Origin of the sequence: Sphingobacterium kyonggiense, from assembly GCF_039536825.1 — a bacterium.
Taxonomy (GTDB): Bacteria; Bacteroidota; Bacteroidia; order Sphingobacteriales; family Sphingobacteriaceae; genus Sphingobacterium; species Sphingobacterium kyonggiense.
Window position 1 is genome coordinate 1 of the sequence record NZ_BAAAZI010000002.1, and the last position, 20,756, is coordinate 20,756.

At 37.6% G+C, this 20,756-nt stretch carries 14 protein-coding genes; 13 read left to right on the top strand and 1 reads right to left on the bottom strand.

What is annotated here, in order from left to right; all coding sequences use genetic code 11:
* The first annotated feature begins 617 nt into the window (after positions 1 to 617).
* From ABD676_RS00810 to ABD676_RS00820, 3 genes are all read left to right on the top strand, one after another.
* Complete coding sequence (locus ABD676_RS00810; protein WP_344672787.1) at positions 618 to 1,076, top strand: hypothetical protein; 459 nt, start codon at positions 618 to 620, stop codon at positions 1,074 to 1,076.
* Between the two features lie 33 nt (positions 1,077 to 1,109).
* Positions 1,110 to 1,832 carry a hypothetical protein gene (locus tag ABD676_RS00815; RefSeq protein WP_344672788.1) on the top strand — a complete coding sequence of 241 codons (723 nt, stop codon included), beginning with the start codon at positions 1,110 to 1,112 and terminating at the stop codon, positions 1,830 to 1,832.
* A gap of 199 nt (positions 1,833 to 2,031) precedes the next feature.
* A complete protein-coding gene (locus ABD676_RS00820) occupies positions 2,032 to 3,003 on the top strand; it encodes a hypothetical protein (RefSeq protein ID WP_344672789.1) in 972 nt (323 codons plus the stop codon).
* Between the two features lie 101 nt (positions 3,004 to 3,104).
* Here the strand turns inward: ABD676_RS00820 and ABD676_RS00825 are convergent, their stop codons facing one another.
* Positions 3,105 to 4,358, bottom strand: coding sequence for an ROK family transcriptional regulator (locus ABD676_RS00825; RefSeq protein WP_344672790.1), 1,254 nt, complete (start codon positions 4,356 to 4,358; stop codon positions 3,105 to 3,107).
* A gap of 253 nt (positions 4,359 to 4,611) precedes the next feature.
* Here ABD676_RS00825 and ABD676_RS00830 point away from each other — a divergent pair, with 253 nt between their 5' ends.
* From ABD676_RS00830 to ABD676_RS00875, 10 genes are all read left to right on the top strand, one after another.
* Positions 4,612 to 5,901, top strand: a complete 1,290-nt coding sequence (locus tag ABD676_RS00830; protein ID WP_344672791.1) for an MFS transporter — start codon at positions 4,612 to 4,614, stop codon at positions 5,899 to 5,901.
* Between the two features lie 185 nt (positions 5,902 to 6,086).
* Positions 6,087 to 7,952 carry an FAD-dependent oxidoreductase gene (locus ABD676_RS00835; protein WP_344672792.1) on the top strand — a complete coding sequence of 622 codons (1,866 nt, stop codon included), beginning with the start codon at positions 6,087 to 6,089 and terminating at the stop codon, positions 7,950 to 7,952.
* Between the two features lie 16 nt (positions 7,953 to 7,968).
* Complete coding sequence (locus ABD676_RS00840) at positions 7,969 to 11,178, top strand: SusC/RagA family TonB-linked outer membrane protein (RefSeq protein ID WP_344672793.1); 3,210 nt, start codon at positions 7,969 to 7,971, stop codon at positions 11,176 to 11,178.
* Between the two features lie 8 nt (positions 11,179 to 11,186).
* Entirely contained in the window at positions 11,187 to 12,881 is a 1,695-nt protein-coding gene (locus ABD676_RS00845) for a RagB/SusD family nutrient uptake outer membrane protein (RefSeq protein WP_344672794.1), read from the top strand.
* Positions 12,882 to 12,899: 18 nt separating this feature from the next.
* The gene (locus ABD676_RS00850) at positions 12,900 to 14,576 is read left to right on the top strand and encodes a DUF5018 domain-containing protein (protein ID WP_344672795.1); all 1,677 of its coding nucleotides are present in this window, start codon (positions 12,900 to 12,902) and stop codon (positions 14,574 to 14,576) included.
* Positions 14,577 to 14,638: 62 nt separating this feature from the next.
* The gene (locus ABD676_RS00855) at positions 14,639 to 16,033 is read left to right on the top strand and encodes a family 10 glycosylhydrolase (protein ID WP_344672796.1); all 1,395 of its coding nucleotides are present in this window, start codon (positions 14,639 to 14,641) and stop codon (positions 16,031 to 16,033) included.
* A 7-nt stretch (positions 16,034 to 16,040) separates the two neighbouring features.
* Positions 16,041 to 17,354, top strand: a complete 1,314-nt coding sequence (locus tag ABD676_RS00860) for an alpha amylase family protein (RefSeq protein ID WP_344672797.1) — start codon at positions 16,041 to 16,043, stop codon at positions 17,352 to 17,354.
* 10 nt (positions 17,355 to 17,364) lie between these two features.
* Positions 17,365 to 18,543 (top strand): copper amine oxidase, encoded by a 1,179-nt coding sequence (locus ABD676_RS00865; RefSeq protein ID WP_344672798.1) that lies wholly within the window; start codon positions 17,365 to 17,367, stop codon positions 18,541 to 18,543.
* Between the two features lie 85 nt (positions 18,544 to 18,628).
* On the top strand, positions 18,629 to 20,041 hold the full coding sequence (locus tag ABD676_RS00870; protein ID WP_344672799.1) for a DUF5009 domain-containing protein: 1,413 nt from the start codon (positions 18,629 to 18,631) through the stop codon (positions 20,039 to 20,041).
* A gap of 35 nt (positions 20,042 to 20,076) precedes the next feature.
* Positions 20,077 to 20,754: a GDSL-type esterase/lipase family protein gene (locus ABD676_RS00875; protein ID WP_344672800.1), complete on the top strand. Its 678-nt coding sequence runs from the start codon at positions 20,077 to 20,079 to the stop codon at positions 20,752 to 20,754.
* Positions 20,755 to 20,756 lie beyond the last annotated feature (2 nt).

Genomic DNA, 20,756 nt, shown 5'->3' on the forward strand with positions numbered 1-20,756 from the left:
AGAATATATTTGTAAACTTCAATCAGTAATTTCTTCGAATTCTGTAAACCTATTTCAGTATAAGACATCTGAGTTTTTATTGACTTTCCTAGGGCTTTTCTAGGGGTTTGCTTCGACACTTCTTCGGATCTCCTTCGGAACTTGTTCGGAACTCCTTCGGATCTCGTTCGGTTAGAAGCGAACGAGATCCGAAAAAGATCCGTATCAGATCCAAGGAAATTCTGAGTGAGTATCAAAGGAAACTCTAGTCAATAGCGAAGGAAATAATAGCTTGTTCATAACCAATACTTTTTTGATGCTTTAAAAATCCATAAGGAATTAGACCTTACTAGATAAGATGTCATTGAGTTTTTTCGCAGTAAATTGTTTATTCATTCCATTAGAATAACAGATAAAGCAATTGATATTAATTAAACTGAAAGGCCTAATAAAAATTCTTTTTAGTTAAGGTTACACTTTTATTTTCTTTTTAGCATCCCATCAATAGCTTGTTTATGCAACTAAATTTTATAACAAATTAATTCTTTAACTTAATTGATTGTATTATATTCGTTACATATTACACACTTATATTTTTTAAATAACTATTAATAATTCATTACTTAAATGCAGTCAATATGTCTACAAAGATTAAATTTACCGTACTAATTTTACTAGGAGTATTGTTTAGTTCGCACAGTTCATTTGGAAGAGCCAAGATTCCAGTTGGTGAAATTGAAGTGCTAAAGAAGGTTCATGATTTTCCAAATACAGAAGAATTTGAATTAAGTTCGGGTCGTTATATTGACCTTGCAACCAAACATACCGAATTCAATATTGCCTATATTCTTCCATTATGGATTACAAAGGATCCGGAATTGGTGGGATATGATGAGGTTGAGGATACCTATTATGAAATTCCTGAGGCGGAGCTTAACGCCATTTTAGCCGAACAAAAGCTGGATAAAGAAAAGATAAATCAAGTTCCTTTTTACAATAAGTATGGTGGTAAGGCTATTGCATTAGTAATTATCGCCATCATTATTTACGGTATGCTTCCAAGTAAAAAGAGACCTGTACAGGCTAAAGAGATGTAGTAAATAGCTCATGAACATCAAATATCTTACATTATGAACACAACCATATTAATCGTATTCTTCATTGTCATAGTAGTTGTTTATACCGGCTTCATGATTTTTATGAATAAGAAAAGAAAGAGTCAACAAGCGATGTTGGCGAATACTGATTTTACAGCTGCCTTTTCAGATGCAGATCGCTATTTGCACAACTTTATCAAAAATGAAGTTCCATATCTCCAGAAAGAAATGGATGGTCAGCAAATAGAGGCTTTAACTTATGCCAATGCTTCTTACAATAATAAAGATGCTATAAAAGATGGCATTAAAGACGGTTTGAAAGGACTTGCAACCTTAAGGACGGTGCGTTTTACCACATTGCAAACGCCCAAATATTTAGTGCTAAATAGGGGAGAACTGCACCTTTTCGATACGGATACCGATGGGGATATTTCAGAGCATTATGTTTTTAATCCTACACGCCTTCAAGAATCTACCATAGAAGAGATTCCACTTACAGGAAATCTGAAAGCCTTTGCCTTGCAAAAAGGTGAACATACAAAAGCGTATAAACTGACCCTTGCCAGTAAAAGTGGAATGATGGAGGTTGTTATATTTAGTGCTTTGGTATTTACTTTTGCATCTACAGCAGCTAGTCCATTTAGCATGAATGCTGAAAAATGGAAAGAAGAGATTGTTATTGCGAGCGATTTTCTGAAAAAATTGGGTGAGCAATATCCAAATCTAAAGGTACAAATACCTTTGATGCCCGATTAAATATAGTGATGTCAATAGCCAAGAATACAATGAAATTCAGCTGTCAAAATAATTAATATTTCAATTATTGGATTTTAAGAAATAATACAGGAAATAATTAAACGTATTATTTATCGATTAATTAATCTAAAATGACTTTGAAATTCAAATGATTGGGCTATTTTTATTATTAATTGATTAAATCACATTTAATACTACTATGAAAAGTTTAAAATTAAGTGCCTTTCTATTATTTACGTTATTGTTTAATGTTCAATTTGCCTCGGCGCAATTTGGGGATTTGTTAAATAAAGCTGGTAAGGCCGTTGCATCAAAAGGTGCTCAATCTCTTGGTTTAGATAAGATTCTAAAGGAACCAGAGGCTATTTCTACGAGTTTTGATGATGTAAATCAAAAAGGCAAAGAGATGCCTGAGTTTGAAAATTCAGCTAGCTATGCTCCATTGAATGGTTTGGAAAGAAATGGCTCTGATGGCTTTGTTCTCCAGGCTGGTCACTATGAAATGATTAATAAAAGCTATTGTTTGAAGGCTGGTACATTTGCACCTTCATCTGGCGATGGCTATATGTATGCACCTACTTTAGGTAAAAAGCGTGATGTTGTTATTGCTATCCTAAAAAGTGCAGAAAAGCATCCTGAAGTTAAACAATCCGATATTCAGATGCTGCTTTGGGCTATCATTGCTAAAACAAAGTTTGTCAATTTTGCTGGTCCGGTTAAGGCTACAGCCATCAAGCTATTGACACCAAAACAACTGTTGCAATTGGAAGGTGGAGCTTTAGGAATTCTTCCTTTCGATGTGATGGAGAAAGCGAAAGCGAGTATGCCTCCTGCTTTGCAGACCATTTTTGAAGCTGAAAATAACATTCGCCAATTGGTAGCTTCAGGTAACTACTCGTATGCTGAATTTGAACAGTATGCGATTATGGCAGGTATGGCGCCAGTACGTACAGACTTCCCGAGTGGAATCTGGACTTTACATCCTGATGGATATTATGTGCGTTATTACCCAAGCGGATATTCACAAACAAAAACACAGATCTATGTGCCCGAGGCTTTGATCGCCAAGTTAGGCTCGAAGAAGTTGATCTATGATGCTACGGATGATGTTGCTTGTCCTGCTAACACAGGTTCGCAAAGATTAGCTCAAACAAATGAACCACTGAAATAAAAGCAGCGGAGCTTTTTCGAAAAAATAGTAAATAAAGAAAGCATCCCTACGTATTTGTGAAGATTCACAGGTGTGTAGGGATGCTTTTTTATGTTGCAGATTTAAATCGCCTCTTTGCTAAGATGTAATTCTGTAATCTCTAATAGTCTATCTCTTAATAACAAACATGCGCCATAGGCTGCCAGTTTTTCACCGTTAGAAGACAGCGTTATCTTGGTGTCTCTATTGACGATGGATAAAGAGTATTTATTAATGGCATTTTTTAATGGTAGGCTCAGGTATTCACCTGATTTTGCTAGTGTCCCACCAATGATGATTAGTTCTGGATTAAAGATGTTGATGAGCGAGGCAATTCCACGTCCCAATTTATCTCCAATATAATTGATAGCTTCAATGGATAAGTTATCGTCTTTTTTAGCGGCAAGGATAATGTCGTTAAGACGAATATCTTCGATATTGCTGAATTTCTTGGTCAATATACTGCTTGCGCCTGCATTTATTTCCTCAATTATTTTTGCCCGAAGCGCACGTCCGGAAGCTTCGGTTTCTAAGCAGCCCTTTTTACCACATTTACAGATGATCTCATTATCGAAAATAGGGATGTGACCAAATTCACCTGAGAATCCTGATTTACCATAATACAATTGACCATTTATTAAGATACCTAAACCGATACCATTATCGATGTTGACATACAATGCGTCCTTTTCATTGGTCAATACGCCGCTGGAGAATTCTGCATAGGATAATGCCTTAGTGTCATTCTCCAAATAAGTTGGTATGCCAATCGCATTTTCAAAATAGGTCGATAATGGATCTTCATAGAAATTAAAATAACTGTATGAATACCCTGTTCGGTAGTTGATCCTTCCAGATAAATTTATACCTATACCAAGTATGTACTCCTTATTAATAGATTGTTTGGAGATGAACTCCATGATGTTGTCACAAATCAGTTTTAAGGATTCTTCGTTGTTTTCAAGATGATAGGGTATGTCCTCTTTCTGCGCTACAATATCTTTTTTCAGATTGATCATGGCAATGCTAAGGCTGTCTGTTCCTACTTGCACGCCAATAAAATAAGCAGCACTGGCAGCAAGACCATAAGAATTAGGTTTTCTACCAACAGTAGCCGTTGTTTTGCCATAGTCTTTTACAAGACGATCTTGAATAAGCTCAGAAATGCACTCATTGATTTTAGGAACACTTACATTGAATTCCTTACTTAACTCGGCAATGGTAGCCGTTTCATTCTGGGCAAAGTAAGATAAAATATGCTTTTTAAGGCGGATGTTCTTATAGGCAACGCCCGAGTTTGTCCCGTGCTGAATCTCATTTAAAAAATTTAAGGTCATGCTACTTACCACTATTTTTATATCATACTTTAATTACTATGCGATATTAGTAAAAATATTGATATTATTAAATTATTTTAAAAACTAGTTTTATGTTTTGCTATTTATTTATTATAATTGATCGTTTTCTATTGTTTCAAGGATAAACAAGTCTACCAAATAAAACTTCTTCGCTAATGTACGGTAAAATCCTTGCGAAAAGTGAAATGCATAAATAATAAACCCAAAAATATACAACCTTAATTAATATACTGTGAAACAACCTGCTACAGACAAGAAAGTACACCCCTTGAAATGGATCCCATCCACTTGGTTTGCTATGGGCTTACCTTTTGTTGCTCTATCTACCGCTGCTTCTTTAATGTATAAGAACCTGGGGATATCCGATGGTGAAATTGCTTTTTGGACATCGCTGATTATGATGCCATGGACCTTAAAGCCGTTGTGGGGGCCTTTTTTAGAGCTCTATAAAACAAAGAAATTCTTTGTCTTTGTAACACAGGTCTTGACGGGACTATTATTTGGATTGGTGGGAATTTCCTTGCAGCTAGATCATTTTTTCAGTATATCCATTGCGATTCTTGCGATTATCGCGGTTTCAGGTGCTACTCATGATACGGCAGCCGATGGGGTGTATCTGAATGAGTTAAGTGCTAAACTGCAGGCAAAGTATGTGGGCTGGCAAGGCGCTTTTTATAATATAGCAAAGGTCTTTTCAGGAGGTGCCTTGGTTTATTTAGCCGGTGAGTTGGAGAAGAATATGGGGGTGGTAAATGCCTGGATGATTGTGATGTTCAGCTATGCGGTGATTATGATATTGCTTGGTGTATATAATATGCGGGCAATTCCATCCGGTCAGCCAGCTGCTCAAACGAGCTCTTTGAAAGAAGGCTTCGTTACATTGAAGGATGTCATTATTTCTTTCTTCCAAAAGAAACATATCTGGTTTAGTTTAGCATTTATCGTGTTTTATAGGTTTGCTGAAGGTCAGGCTATTAAGATTATACCCTTGTTCTTCAAGGCTTCAAGAGAGGAAGGTGGAATGGGGTTAAGCACTTCAGAGATTGGATTATTGTATGGTGTGTTTGGCGCTATTGCCTTTGTCTTAGGATCTATTTTAGCTGGAAATTATGTGGCGAAGCAAGGATTGAATAGAAAAACTTTATTGGTGCTATGTGCCTTTTTTAATATTCCATTTGCTGCATATGCTTATTTGGCTATCGCCATGCCGACTGACCTGTATCTTATTGCCTCTGCGGTCATTATAGAATATTTCGGTTATGGATTTGGCTTTGTAGGCTTGATACTATTTATGATGCAGAATATCGCTCCTGGAAAATATAAGATGGCGCACTATGCATTTGGTAGTGGTCTTATGAATCTTGGCTTCATGATTCCTTCCATGATAAGTGGTTATTTGAGTGATCACCTAGGTTATAAAGAATTCTTTATTTGGGTATTGATTGCTACTATTCCTGCCTTTGTTGTTACTTGGTTAGTGCCATTGCGTAAGCCTGAGGAACAAGAAGAGCCGGCTACCTAGTGATTTAGCCTACTTAATCTAAAAAATATCATAATGACCAACGTATAATTAAAATAATTTAAAAATATGTTGGTCATTATTATTTTTATTTATAATTTAGTTCCATAATAAAAACCTACTATAGAATCACCTAATTATGATAAATCATGTATTAACTGATTTAACATAATTATAGCTAAACACCTATGAAAAAGATTTACGGTCTAAGTTTACTTTTCATTTTATTCATTTCACAAGCGTATAGTCAGCTTAAAACAGATGTATTGATTGTTGGGGGAGGGGCAAGCGGTACGATGGCTGCTATACAAGCTTCCCGGATGGGCGTTAAATCTATTGTTATAGAGGAGACAGTCTGGTTAGGAGGTATGTTAACATCTGCTGGTGTTTCTGCCATTGATGGTAACCATAAATTACCATCAGGTTTATGGGGAGAATTTCGCGATAAGCTTTATGCCTACTATGGTGGGCCTAAGGCTGTAGAAACAGGATGGGTTAGTAATACGCTGTTTGAACCTTCTGTTGGAAATAAGATTTTACAAGAGATGGTAAAAAAAGAATCCAATATCCAGGTTCTTTTTGAAACGAGCTGGACAAAGCCGGTTAAAACCGAGTCTGGTTGGCGTATGGAAGTTCGCGATAAAAAACAAAAGAAAAATACTATTGAGGCAAAAATCCTAATCGACGCAACAGAATTAGGTGATGTGATGGCATCCTTACAAGTTCCTTATTATTTAGGTATGGACAGCCAATCCCTGACCAAAGAGACATTTGCTTTACCTCAGGCTAATGATATCATCCAAGATATGACCTATGTGATTACATTGAAAGATTTTGGTAAAGGAGCAGATAAAACCATCAAGAAACCTAAAAATTACGACCCTTCGGAATTTGCTGGGAGCTGTGATGTTTCGGATCCGGCAACATTTAACAGCAATAATAACGATTGTTATAAAATGTTGACTTACGGGGCTCTTCCGAACAAAAAGTTTATGATCAATTGGCCGAAAAAAGGCAATGATATTTACTTAAACATTGTGGAGAAAAGTCCAGAGGAGCGCAAAGTGATGCTAGAAGATGCCAAACAAATGACATTACGCTTTGTGTACTACATCCAAAATGAGCTTGGCTATAAACACTTAGGTATTGCTTACGATGAGTATCCAACTAAGGATGGATTTCCGATGATTCCCTACCACCGTGAGTCTAGAAGATTGCAAGCGAAATCCTTATTTGCCTTACAGCATATAATGAACCCTTTTGATACTGAGGAAGCATACTATAAAACTGGTATCGCTGTGGGTGATTATACCATTGACCATCATCATTATAAATATGGAAATGCACCGGAAATTGATTTTGTAAAGATCCGTGTCCCTTCTTACAATGTGCCAATGGGTTCTTTAATTCCAAAGAATTTTGATGGATTAATCGTATCAGAGAAGAGTATTGGTGTGAGCAATATTGTGAATGGAGCGACACGCTTACAACCTGTGGTATTAGGCATTGGTCAGGCTTCAGGTGCATTGGCAGCTGTAGCTGTAAAGCAAGGTAAGCAGCCAGCTCAAGTGTCCATTCGTGCTGTGCAAGCTGCCTTGCTGGACCATCAAGCTTATATCATGCCTTATATCGATGTGCCAGTTTCGGATCCGCAGTTTCAAGTGATGCAAAAAATAGGTGCCACAGGCTTGTTGAAAGGTTCGGGAGTTCCTTATAAATGGGCTAACCAAACTTGGTTCTACCCGGAGCGTGAAGTGAGTGAATATGAATTGATGCAAGGCTTACGGGAGTACTATCCGGAGTTGAATACAAATTGGGATGCTTCTGGAGCCGCAATTACACTTAGTGGTTTGAAAGATTTATTGGCCTACATCAAAATCGAAAAGTCGGAAGTAGAAATGCAAGAGCTATTAAAATCCGAGAATATTCAGTTAGACAATAATAAAGAGAAATTGAACAGGCGGATGATCTCCGTCATACTGGACAAGGTGTTAAAGCCATTCGATCAAGAGATCGACTATACAGGGAAAATCGAAAACAAACAATTTAAATAAACTAGTCAAATAAATTATGAGTCATCTGAAAAAGAGTAAAACCTTAATCTTTAAGATGTTCTGTTTGTTGTTCTTATTAGTGCAATCGGCGGCAAGTTATGCACAGTCGGTCGTGCGAGGAATGATCAAGGATGAGCAGAATAGTCCTGTTGTGGGAGCTACAGTTAAAGTAAAAGGAAAGAGTCAGACTACGATGTCTGATGAACGGGGAGCTTTTGAAATCCAGGTTGATGCTTTGCCTGCGACACTTCAAGTTCAATTTATAGGCTTCCAAACAAAGGAGGTTCAAGTTAATGGTGCAAATGCGAATACGATTACTCTAATTGCCTCAGAAAATGCGATTGAGGAAGTTATGGTTGTCGCTTATGGTACGCAAAAGAAAAGTACTATGGTGGGTTCTGTTTCTCAGATTAAAGGCGATGAAATCAAGAAAACACCAGCTCAAAACATCACCAATACCTTAGCAGGTCGTTTGCCAGGCCTTACGGCTGTACAGCAATCTGGTCGTCCAGGAGCAGATAATTCTTCATTATATGTTCGCGGTATAGGTACTTATGGTTCCAACAGAAGTCCATTAGTTATTATTGATGATGTGGAAAGACCTTCTTCTACCTTAGCTTACTTAGATCCAAACGAAATTGAGTCTATTTCGGTATTAAAGGATGCGGTTGCTACTGCTGCCTATGGTGTTCAAGCTGCTAATGGTATTATTATCGTGAAAACAAGAGGCGGAAAAGAGTCTAAAGCGAAAGTTTCTTATGACTTCTCTTATAGTATTGGTCAAAATACCCGCTTTCCAAAATTCTTGGATGGACCAGATTATATGACTTGGTACAATAAAGGGATTGAAGTAGATAATGATTTCTTAATTAATACAGGTCAAAGTCCAGTTGCGCCTATTTATTCTCAAGAATTAATTGACGCCGTACGTAATGGCACCAATACAAATCCATTATTTGGAAATACAGATTGGATTGGAATGCTTGTAGGAAACAACAGCCAATCGCAGCATCACTCTGCTACGATTTCTGGAGGTAATTCCAATACCCAGTATTTTGCAGCGGTGAACCATATGGACCAAGATGGGGTTGTAGCAAATACCAACTTCAAACGCTATAATGTTCGTACGAATTTGAATAGTAACCTGACTGATTATCTATCTGTCGGAGTGAACGTTGGATTACGAAATATGTTGACTAATACGCCTGGTATTTCTCCTGACAATACCGCTTATATGAATCCATTCTATCAAGCAGTACGTACTTTGCCAAACATGCCAATGTTTGCTCCAAATGGTCTTCCAACTTCTTATAATTCAAATGCCGGTTTTGTTAACCCAGTAGCTGCAGTAGAAAATTCTGGTTACCAAAAGTATAATTCCAATGTATTCCAAGGTCAAGCAAACATCACCTTAAAAGTTCCAGGTGTAGAAGGTTTGCAGGCAAAAGTACAGGCAGCATACGATTATAATAACCAAGAAAGTAAATCCTGGTTAACCCCTTATGAAACGATGGGTAGAGGTCGTGATCAAGTAACTGGTGATTATGTTCACTTGACTACATTGCCTGGGATTACCAAAAGCACCCTTCGCCAATCTTATTCGGCGAGTTATAGAAAGACTTTACAAGCAAGTTTAAATTATAATAAGGTTATTGCAACTGATCATAATTTAGCGGTATTGACTTTATATGAATTCTCAGGAGTTAAAGGGAATTTATTCTCTGCTGGTGCATCGAATTTCCCAATTGATATCATTCAAGAAATTGATTATGGCTCAAAGGATCCTATTGATTTTATTTCTCCTACAGGATCTTCTAATGCTGAACAAGCGCGTGCAGGTGTTGTTGCACGTGTAAATTACAGCTACAAAGAGAAATACTTATTAGAAGCAGCTGCACGTTGGGATGCTTCGGCAAACTTTGCTCCGGAGAACCGTTGGAAATCTTTCCCTGGTGTCGGTTTAGGATGGGTTGTGTCTAGTGAGGATTTCTTTGAATCTGTACCAACCATTAACTATTTGAAATTAAAAACCTCTTATGGTAAATCTGGAAACGACCGTGCACAAGTTGGGTCTTTCCCATACTTAGCAACTTTTGTTCAGAATACAGGACCTGTAGTTGTTATTGATGGCAAGCCTGTTCCGGCAATTTACACATCGAATATCCCGAACCCTGGTTTGAAATGGGAAGAATCAACTATGTTAAACGTAGGATTTGAATCTTCTTTCTTAAATAACAAATTAGGATTCGATTTTGAGTGGTTCTATCGTTATACAACAGGTATTTTAGGTAGTGTTGGTGGATTATATCCTGCATCCATTGGCGGGTATTATCCAAGTTTGGCCAACATTGGTGAGATGGATAACCGCGGTTTTGATGCACAAATCAAGTACAACGATCTATTTGGTGATTTCAAATTAGGATTAACCGGTAATATCAACTGGTCGAAAAACAGGTATTTGAAATACCAAGAGGCAGATGGAACGCCTTCTTATTTGAGTGTTATTGGTCGTTCAGTTGGAGAGAAAACAGGATTTATCGTCGATGGAATGATCCAAACTTGGGAAGAAGCGAATAATGCACAATCGCCAAGTTCTGGTACTATCGCACCTGGATTCTTCAAGTTCCGTGATCTAAATGGAGATGGTCGTTTAACTCGCGCTGAGGATATGACCTTTATTGGTCGTTCGAATGTTCCAGAATTGACATTCGGATTAAACATTGACTTGGCGTATAAAGGGTTTGATTTCTCTGCCTTATTCCAAGGTGCTGCTTTGGCTGATGTGACGCTAGCGGGTACTTACGAGGGGTCTTCGGGTACTACCGGTGTAGATGATAATACGCCTTTCACCCGTACATTTTACGGTTTTGGTAACTCGCCATACTTCTTAGTTGAAAACTCTTGGACGCCTGATAATCCAAATGCTGAGTTCCCACGATTGAGCTCATACAAAGGAACGGGTATGTCGGCGCATAATGCTAACAAAAACTCTGCATGGATTCGTAAAGGTGATTACCTGCGCTTAAAATCCGTTCAATTAGGTTATACCCTTCCAAGAACTTTGACAGAAAAAGCGAAGATTGAAAACGTTCGCTTATTTGTGACTGGTTCAAATTTATTCACTTGGGATCATTTGAAATACATGGATCCTGAAATGCCAAATGTGAACAATGGATTCTATCCACAACAGAAGATTTATTCATTTGGTCTTAACGTTACTTTTTAATTAGGATTATGAGAAGTTTAAAAGTATTTAAATATAGTGCGGTGGCTTTGTTCTCTTCAGCTTTGTTCAGTATGAGCAGCTGTAGTATCGATGTCGTCCCTCAAGATAGATATGTTGAAGAAAGCATTTGGGCAGATCCTTCAACGGTTGAATTATATGTGAATGGTATGTATGCAGAATTGAAGAAATTTCAATTTGGCTTATTTCCAAACTTAGGTTATGATAATGCCATGGATGCCTTAGCAGATGGTATGAAGTTTACCTCAAATACTCCAGGAAATGGAACGGTAAATATCTTAATTTCCAATGCCAATCAATTCTCACCGGCTAGTGTGGGTTTGAACTATTGGGGATCAGGATACGATCGTATTCGTCGTGTCAATGAGTTTATCGGTGGCTTGAAAACCAAATCGCAATTAAGCGATGAAGATAAAGTCAAGTATGAAGCTGAGGCTAGATTTATCCGTGCCTATGCTTATTTCTGGTTAGCGAAGTTACATGGTTCGGTAATTATTTTCCGAGATATTGAAGCTTATGCAACAAAAGATAACCCAAGATCAAGTGAGGAAGAAGTCTATGATTTCATGTTAGAAGACTTGGATTTTGCTGCATCAAACTTACCAGTGACGAATAAGAGTGGTCGTGCCGCTAAAGGTGCTGCATATGCATTGCAATCAAGAATCGCTTTGTTTGCTGGGTCAATTGCTAAGTATGATCAAAAACAATTTAATACAGATCCTTTGACGGGAATCAAAGCTGCAAGAGCAACTGATTACTTTACTAAGGCTGCTGCCGCAGCACAGGCAACTATTGATCTGGGACAGTATGAATTGGATGCTAATTTTGAATCCATCTTCACAAATAAAAACACGAAAGAAGCTATTTTACGTGTGGATTTTGTTGCTCCTACGATGACACATCAATATGATCTTGGTTATGCACCGCCAAAAGATGCTTTAGGTAATACTTTGGTCTATGGTGTTCCAACAGCAGAATTGGTTGATGAGTTTGAGATGAAAGACGGAAGTAAATTCTCTTGGGACAATCCTGCACATGCGGCAAATCCATATGCTAATCGTGAGCCAAGATTTTATGCTAGTATCCTTTATAATGGGTCTGCATGGAAGGGAAGAACGATTAACACCAGTACTGCGGATGCAGCAGAAGGTTTTGTACAGTTCGGTGCGCAAGGTGATCCGAAACGTACAGTTACCGGTTATTACACCAAGAAGTTCCTAGATCCAAAGAACACCAATTTTGTGGTTAACAAAAGTACCCAAAGTTGGATTGAATTACGGTTTGCAGAGGTCTATTTAAACTTGGCTGAGGCTAAAGGACAGTTAGGTGATTTTGCCGGAGCAAGTACTGCTCTGAGTACCTTAAGAGCAAAACGTACATTACCTGCTGTTTCCTTGCCTAATTTAACAAAAGCCATGGAAATAATAGAGCATGAGCGTAATGTAGAATTAGCTTTTGAAGGACATCGTTTTTGGGATTTAAGACGCTGGAGAAAAGCACATACTGTATTGAATGCAACCAAAATGACCGGACATAAAATTACACCTAATGGTGCCGATTTTACCTATGAAGTTGTACCAGCTGATGCATCAGATCGTAGCTTCACTGGCAAGTTGTACTACCTGCCTATTCCAGAAGGGGAAGTACAAATCAATTTAGGTTTAACACAAATTCAAGGTTGGTAATTCTTAACCATGGAAATTATGAAAAAATTTAAAAAATATACATGGGCAGGCATGTTCTTAGCCCTGATAGTTGGTTCTTGTCAAAAGCCTGATTATGTAGAGCCAAACGATAAATCCGATATCACCGATTTCTATGCTACTTTGGATGGTTCTGGTCGTTCCAGATTATTCAATAGTCACATCAGTAACGATACGGTCTTTGTAAATATCGATTATTATTATCCTATTGATTCGGATAATGAAGTTGACCTTTCCAAAGTGCTTTTAAAGGCTTCTATACCGGTGGATTCAAAGATTGTACCTTCATTAGATGGTATCAGCGATCTAAGTAAACCCATCAATGTGGAAGTTATTGCAGGTGATGGATCATCTAAGAAATACGTAATTGTTGCGAATAAGAAAGGTAACACTGATATTTTTGGTGCACGATTGAATTTCCAAGATCAGGAAGGAGTTCCTCAAGAAGTTGATGCTATTTTGGTCGGTAATGTGGTGAATTTTTCCATTGTACCAGGAACTCAGGTAATCAATCCTAAATTGAGTTATACCTTAAATAAGCACGCTTCAGGATCTATTCCCAATGGTACAGCAGTAAACTTGAATCAACCGATTCCATTTACAGTTACATCCGCTGGCGATGCTAAAGAGCAGTATACGCTAAAAACTGTTGAGGCAATTAAACTGCCGAAAGGTATCCGGGCAAATTCTGCGAAAATTATGTTCGCTAAGAAACTGAAAGCAGATTTGGGTATTGACGTTGATAATATGACTAGCAGTATTGCTGTATCAGGGAAACACCTGGTATTGAATACGCGTGCAGCAAATAGTGTTTATATCAATGCATTTACAGGAGCTAAAGAGGGTACTATTGAATTAGGAGCTATAAAAGGAAGTCTGCGTAATTTCTATAGTACATCTGATGATGCTGGAAATATCTTCATCAATAATTTGGCTCCTAATGACGGTGCTGTGTTCAAAATATGGAAAGCAAATTCTGCAACAGCTGCTTTGGTTCCTTTCATTGAATGGAATACAGCTGGCAAAGCAATTGGTCGTAAGGTTTCCATTATTGGTGATGTAAATACAAACGCCATCATTACCGCACCATTCCATGCTGCCGGTGATAAAACATTTGCACGTTGGCAGGTCATCAATGGAGCTCTAGTATCTAGCACACCAACGGTGGTAACTGTAGCTGATTATTCTTGGTCGAATAACAACATCGACTTAATTTATACCAACCCTACATCTACTTCAAGTGAATATTATGCTATCGGTTATTCGGATAATCGCTTAGTACGTGTGAATGGTACTACGAACTCTGTTGCTGCCAATTTAGAGAAACTTGATGCAAACTTTATCGCTAATGCGGTGGATTATGCAGAATTCAATAATGGAAAATACGTAGCCTATAACCATATTAACAGTTTTGATTGGGGATCTGCGGATCAAGTTTTCTTAATCGATACAGAAGGTGGGTTTTCCGGAAATCCTTCTCTAAATACTACACCAGGCTTAGTATGGTCAGCTCCAAAAGGAATTTATGGACGTGCAGGAACTATGCAACCATCTAACGCCAATGGAACTGGTGATGTCGTAATGGCCGTATCAGATAACGGTTTTTATCTATACCTGTACTTTATGTTTACCAATGGTTATGTGGTTGGTGTGCAGTATGATTGTGTGGATTTGTAGGTAATACTAAACTATTAATAAGCGGGCAGCGCCCCAACTGCTGCCCGATAAACAACGAACTTATGAAATGGAGATCCCTTATAGCAGCCATGGCAATTTTGGCTTTTGCTGCCTGTAAAAAAGATGGGACAGGTACCCCAGGTCCTGAAAAACCCGATCCAGAACAGCCACCTGTAAATCAACCGGGAAAACAAGTGTTGGTATGGGTAGATGCGCGTTCAAACGTCTTTGGTACTTATGGAAAATTTAGTAGTAAGGAAGAGATTGTCAAGATTTTAGATATACTGAAAGATTGTGGTGTGACTGGTTTAGTGATCGATGTCAAACCTAGTTCAGGATATACCATGTATAAAAGTAACTACGCCAAAGAATTTACCACTTTGGACGGGAAGACTAAGCCTGAAGATTATGTAGAATTCCTAATTGCAGAGGCGAAGAAACGTCAAATGAAAGCCTACTTATCCATTGTGACTTTTGTTGAAGGTGACGGTTCGCGTAAGATTGGACATAGTTTTGATAATGCTGATTTTAAAGATAAATACGAGTCTATTGTGGTGAAAAATACCCAAGGACAAATCGGCAGAATATCTGAAACAGGAAAAAACATCTTTGTAAACCCTGCCCAACCTGTTGTACAGGAGCGTGTACTCAACATGATTAAAGAGATTGCCGGAAAGTTTGACTTGGATGGATTAATGTTGGATTATGCTCGTTATACGGATATAAATGCTGACTTCTCCGAGTTCAGTAAACAGCAGTTTATTACTTTCCTAAAAGAGAAATATCAGGATACTCAAGCGGATAAAATCAATTTCCCAACGGATATCGTAACTTCTTGGAAAGAACAATCTGGTCAACTATTACCAAATGTGGTTGGGAAATATTATAAGCATTGGTTGGTTTACCGAACTACAGTAATCCAAGACTTTGTGAAGAAGGCTCGTGTGGCTGTAAAATCCGTAAAACCTGATGCTAAATTTGGTGCCTATGTGGGTGCTTGGTACACTACGTATTACCAAGTAGGAGTTAACTGGGCTAGTAAAGAATATGATCCCTTCCAGGACTTTGAATTACGATTTGATTGGGGATTCCCAGGATACGGTGCTACTGGCTATTTCGAAGAGCTAGATTTGCTGATGACAGGTAATTATTTTACACAGATTCGCTTGGCTGATAATCCGGCTACGGCAAATTTAAAATACCATTGGTGGAGCATTGAAGGATCTCTAAATGGTATTGATTACATCACCAAAGGAAAACGTCCCATCTATGGAAGTATCGACGTTGGGAATGTTAATTATGCCAATAAAGCAGAAATCAGTAAGGCAATTAAATACATCCTTTCTAGAACCTCTGGTGGAGTCATGCTATTTGACGTCGTTCATATGTATGCTCCACAATATAACATGCTGAAACAAGAATTATTTGATGCCGTAAAAGACGGTGTAAAAAATTAATATTTAAATGAGATTTTTAACTGCTTTCATACTATTTAGTCTTTTATTTACTTCCTGCGCTGTTAAAAAACAGCAAGGTAAAGAAGATAAACCTTTTGTGGATAGAAATATTCTTTGGTTTGATGCGACAGCTAACTTTGATCGCTTCTGTCATAAGGATTCCATTGATTATTACCTTCGTAAATCCAAAGAAGTAGGAATTACCGATGTTGTCGTGGATGTCAAACCAATTACTGGTGAGGTGCTATACCCAAGTAAAATTGCACCTGTAATGACTTCATGGGGAGAATCGAAAACTAAAAAAGATCTTTCTTGGGATATGCTTGCCTACTTCATTGAGCAAGGACATAAACTAGGCTTAAAGATTCATGCTTCAACAAATGTTTTTGTCGCTGGCCACAACTTTTTTGATAGAGGTGTAGTCTATGATGACCCTAGTAAATTCCATTGGAGAACAACATCTTATTTGCCAGAAGGAATGAAATCCATTACGGAACAAAAGAATAAGTACTCTGCCATGATTAATCCTGTTCTGAAAGAAGTACGTGAATACGAACTTTCTATTCTTAAGGAATTGGTGAGTATGTATCCGAAATTGGATGGTGTGATCCTGGATCGCGTGCGTTTTGATAATTTAAATGCTGATTTTTCAGAACACAGTAAAAAACAGTTTGAAGCTTACCTAGGAAAACCGATTACTAATTTCCCTGCAGATATCTATTCTTTCGAAGGGAAAGTTAGAAAAGACGGTCCCTTATTTAAAGAATGGTTGACTTGGCGTTCAAAAATTATTCACGATTTTATTTATGAAGCTAGAGCAGCGTTAAAAGGGATTAATCCGAAGTTGGTGTTTGGCGATTATACAGGTTCTTGGTATCCATTATACTATGATGTAGGAGTAAACTTTGCCAGTAAGGAATATGACCCTTCCAAAGAGTTCGATTGGGCATCTGCAGACTATAAAAACTATGGCTATGCAGAAGCATTAGATCTATTTACTACGGGTAATTATTATTTCGAAGTAGAGAAGTCTGAAATCCTAAAGAAGTCGGAAGAGAAGGCATTGGAGTCGGGGCTTAAGGTAGCTCAAGAAGAATGGTACACCGTAGAAGGTTCAGCTGAATTGGTGAATCGAGTAACTATGGGAAAGACTCCAGTATATGCCGGATTATATGTAGAGCAGTATAAAGGGCATCCAGAGCAATTTATAAAGGCCCTACAAATGTGTCGGGAAAAATCCGAAGGTTCCATGATTTTTGATATTGTCCATATCATTAATTATGGCTGGTGGGATCAAGTAAAAGAAGGTTTAAAGAAATAATTAAAAAAATATGTTTAAGAGATTTATTGCATTAGTTGCTATTCCTTTTTTGTGTCATCAAGTTGCGATTGCACAGAACAATATGTCTACGGTTTCCAAAATTCTTAAGAATGCAAAAGAAGGAGAAGTTGTTATTTTAAAGGACTTCTTAAAGCCTGATTTTAAAAAGATCGCTTATAAACAAAGTATTAGTCCAGGTCCGCAGTTCTTAATTTCGGATGACCCAGAGTATATCCGTATCCCGGAGGCTATCGCTATGCAAGAACAAGTAGCTCCAGGCGCTGTCCGTTTATATGTTTATAATGTAAATGGGGTGAAAGAACCCAATCAGATCCCTAGAAAAATCAATGCGGTAATTAAAAACTTGGGTAAAGAGAACTTGCATTTAAGGATGTTGAAGTACTCTTCACAAGCACCAAGTACAAATTACTTCAAAGTAGGTAAACAAGGTTTGGAGGATTTCTTTAAATCGGAAGAGAGTAATCATGTCAAGGTAATCAAGCCGGGAGAGGTAGTTCCAATTGATGATAAAATGGAACAACAAATTGCGAAGTACGATGAATTGGTGCATGGTTTTTATGAATTTGTAGTTGATCAACCAGCATTAATTTCAGTGGTGCAAACTGCTCCTGAAAACAATACAGCTGAAGCCTTTAATAAAATTGATACCATTATTCCATTTAGTCATGTGAATGCAGGTCGTGGAATCTTTCCTGTATCGAACTATACTATCGTAAGTAAAGATACCTTGGATACGAAGTCGGGAGTTCAACAATTAATCGTTGCTGATGGACAAGATGATCCTTGGATTACAGGTACTATTGGCGCTGATAAGCAAGATGCTAAGAATGCTGGAAATTATGGCGTGTTATACAACACAAAATTGAAATGGAAAAGTACCGATGGTAAAGGATTAGCTTTGATTACATGGAACAGTCGTTCGGCCGACAATCAATGGTGTGGAGGAATGGGCTTGACAATGGAATTGTTTGATGCGCAGGGTAAAAAGTCCGTTAATCAATATCCTTCCAATCAGTTGGTTACTAAAGCTGCTCCCGAAGCAATTCTGATTAAGATCTATAAACCAGATCCGAAGAAAGAAATTCAGGAGATAGATTTCACCTATTCTCCTCCAGGAGCATCGTGTTTACCAACTCCATTGATCTTGGTACCTATTGATTTAAAATAATCTAAACAATTCAAATGGCTATCTGTGTAAAGCTCGAAGCAAGAGGTTGTACAGATAGCCTATATAAAGCATAGACCTAATAACTGTGAACGAAAAGACCTTGAAATACCGTAACCTTAGTATTGACTTTTTACGTGGCTTAGCTATCGTAGGAATGGTCTTGGCAGCTGTTATTCCATGGTCTCATGTGTTTCCCGGATGGATGTACCATGCTCAAATTGCTCCTCCAGACTTTAAGTTTAATCCTGATAAGCCGGGTATTACTTGGGTAGATTTGGTATTTCCTTTTTTCTTGTTTTCTATGGGAGCAGCATTCCCATTTGCCTTGAAAAAGTTACTGGACAATAAACAATTCAAACAAATAGGTCAGATTATTATCCGGAGAGGCTTTCTTTTAGTCGTTTTTGCAATTGCATTAGCTTACCTAACGCCAGAGAATTTGACTGCTTCAGAGCCAATTAATTATTTGACTTCGTTAACTGCCTTTGCTGCTTTCTTTTTGTTGTTTATGCGTTTTGAAGGTAGTCAATTAAAGAAGTATGCATTACAAGGTTCAGGATTCATCTTATTGATTATTCTGACATATTACCACAGCGAAATCGTTGGAAATACTTTTAATAAGGCGAAAAGTAATATCATCATCTTGGTGCTAGCTAATATGGCCGTATTTGGAACTATTGGATGGCTATTGTCAGCCAATAATTTTTATTTAAGGATTGCGCTGATGTTGGCCTTTATGGGGATATGGTTTACTAAGGATATTCCAGGTAGCTGGACTGCCAATATTTGGAATTTCCACCCGAAACTTCATTGGTTCTATAATTTTGCTTACTTAAAATACTTATGTATTGTTTTGCCAGGGTCAATTTTAGGTGATTTAATATGGAGTCAAAAGCATCACTTTCAATCGCCATTTTCCAATTATGAAAAGAAACAAAGTGCACTTTTAGCTATGCTCTCACTCGCATTTGTAGCTGTGCATGTTATTTGTTTATATGCTCGGTGGATCAATGCGGATTTAATTGCCCATGTTTTATTTATAATTTTATTCTATTGGTTATTGAGAAATGAAAAGGAAGGAAAATTAGCATTCTATAAACAATTGGTATTTGCTGGAATGATATTTTCCACCATAGGCTTGTTTTTTGAGCCCTTGGATGGGGGCATTAAGAAAGATCCATCTTCCTTTAGTTATTGGTTTATTACCAGTGGTTTGGCTTTTGTATTCTATTTGACCTGTGATTATGTGAGTACATTTTGGAAAGAAAATTTTCTGATCAAAGCATTTATACGCTGTGGCCAAAATCCAATGATTGCATATTGTGTTTCAGCATTCTTTATAACCCCAGTTTTGGGATTGAGCTATATACTTCCTTGGTTAGATCAATTGGCTAATGTTAGCCCTTACTTAGGTTTAATCAGGACACTTGTGTTTATTACCTTAATGATTGTCATAACAAACTATTGTAGTAAGAGACACTGGTTTTGGAGGTCTTAAGGATATTAAAATATACCTATTTAAAACAAATTAATATGAAACTTAAACTGATTGGATTACTCATGATGGGCTTCTGTATGCAAGAGCTTAAAGCTCAGGTTGCAGTAGATAGCAATTATGTGTTTTCAGGTTATACAGATAGACTTAATTTTTTCCAGAAAATGCCTGTTAAGAAAGGGGCGACTATTTTCCTGGGAGATAGCTTAACCGAAGCTGGTCGATGGGAGGATATAGCTCCGGATCTTAACATTCTTAACCGCGGTATTAGTGGTGATATCTCATTCGGCGTAATTGCTAGATTAGACGAAGTTCTTAGACATCAGCCAAAGAAAATATTCCTAATGATTGGAGTCAATGACTTAAAAAGAAATGTACCCGCATCATTCATCCTGGAAAATTACAAACGAATAATCACTAAGATTCAGAAAGAGTCTCCTAAGACTAAGATATACCTCAGCAGTCTATTACCCATTAATGAAAGTAAATTGATTGAGGCTTTTAAACAAGTAAAGAACGCTGATCTTCAACATATGAATTCAGAACTAAGAAAAATAAGTCAAGCCTATAAACAAGTGACATTTGTTGATTTACATCCGGTATTAGCTGATGATAATGGGCAATTAAAAGCAGACCTAACTCCGGATGGTATACACCTGGAAGTGGCTGCTTATGTTCCTTATATACAATATTTGAGAAGTAAAAAATACTTATAAGC

Coding starts and splice junctions, on each gene's coding strand:
- ABD676_RS00810 (WP_344672787.1), top strand. CDS start 618: ATGTCTACAAAGATTAAATTTACCGTACTAATTTTACTAGGAGTATTG.
- ABD676_RS00825 (WP_344672790.1), bottom strand. CDS start 4,358: ATGACCTTAAATTTTTTAAATGAGATTCAGCACGGGACAAACTCGGGC.
- ABD676_RS00855 (WP_344672796.1), top strand. CDS start 14,639: ATGAAATGGAGATCCCTTATAGCAGCCATGGCAATTTTGGCTTTTGCT.
- ABD676_RS00820 (WP_344672789.1), top strand. CDS start 2,032: ATGAAAAGTTTAAAATTAAGTGCCTTTCTATTATTTACGTTATTGTTT.
- ABD676_RS00815 (WP_344672788.1), top strand. CDS start 1,110: ATGAACACAACCATATTAATCGTATTCTTCATTGTCATAGTAGTTGTT.
- ABD676_RS00865 (WP_344672798.1), top strand. CDS start 17,365: ATGTTTAAGAGATTTATTGCATTAGTTGCTATTCCTTTTTTGTGTCAT.
- ABD676_RS00840 (WP_344672793.1), top strand. CDS start 7,969: ATGAGTCATCTGAAAAAGAGTAAAACCTTAATCTTTAAGATGTTCTGT.
- ABD676_RS00835 (WP_344672792.1), top strand. CDS start 6,087: ATGAAAAAGATTTACGGTCTAAGTTTACTTTTCATTTTATTCATTTCA.
- ABD676_RS00850 (WP_344672795.1), top strand. CDS start 12,900: ATGAAAAAATTTAAAAAATATACATGGGCAGGCATGTTCTTAGCCCTG.
- ABD676_RS00860 (WP_344672797.1), top strand. CDS start 16,041: ATGAGATTTTTAACTGCTTTCATACTATTTAGTCTTTTATTTACTTCC.
- ABD676_RS00875 (WP_344672800.1), top strand. CDS start 20,077: ATGAAACTTAAACTGATTGGATTACTCATGATGGGCTTCTGTATGCAA.
- ABD676_RS00845 (WP_344672794.1), top strand. CDS start 11,187: ATGAGAAGTTTAAAAGTATTTAAATATAGTGCGGTGGCTTTGTTCTCT.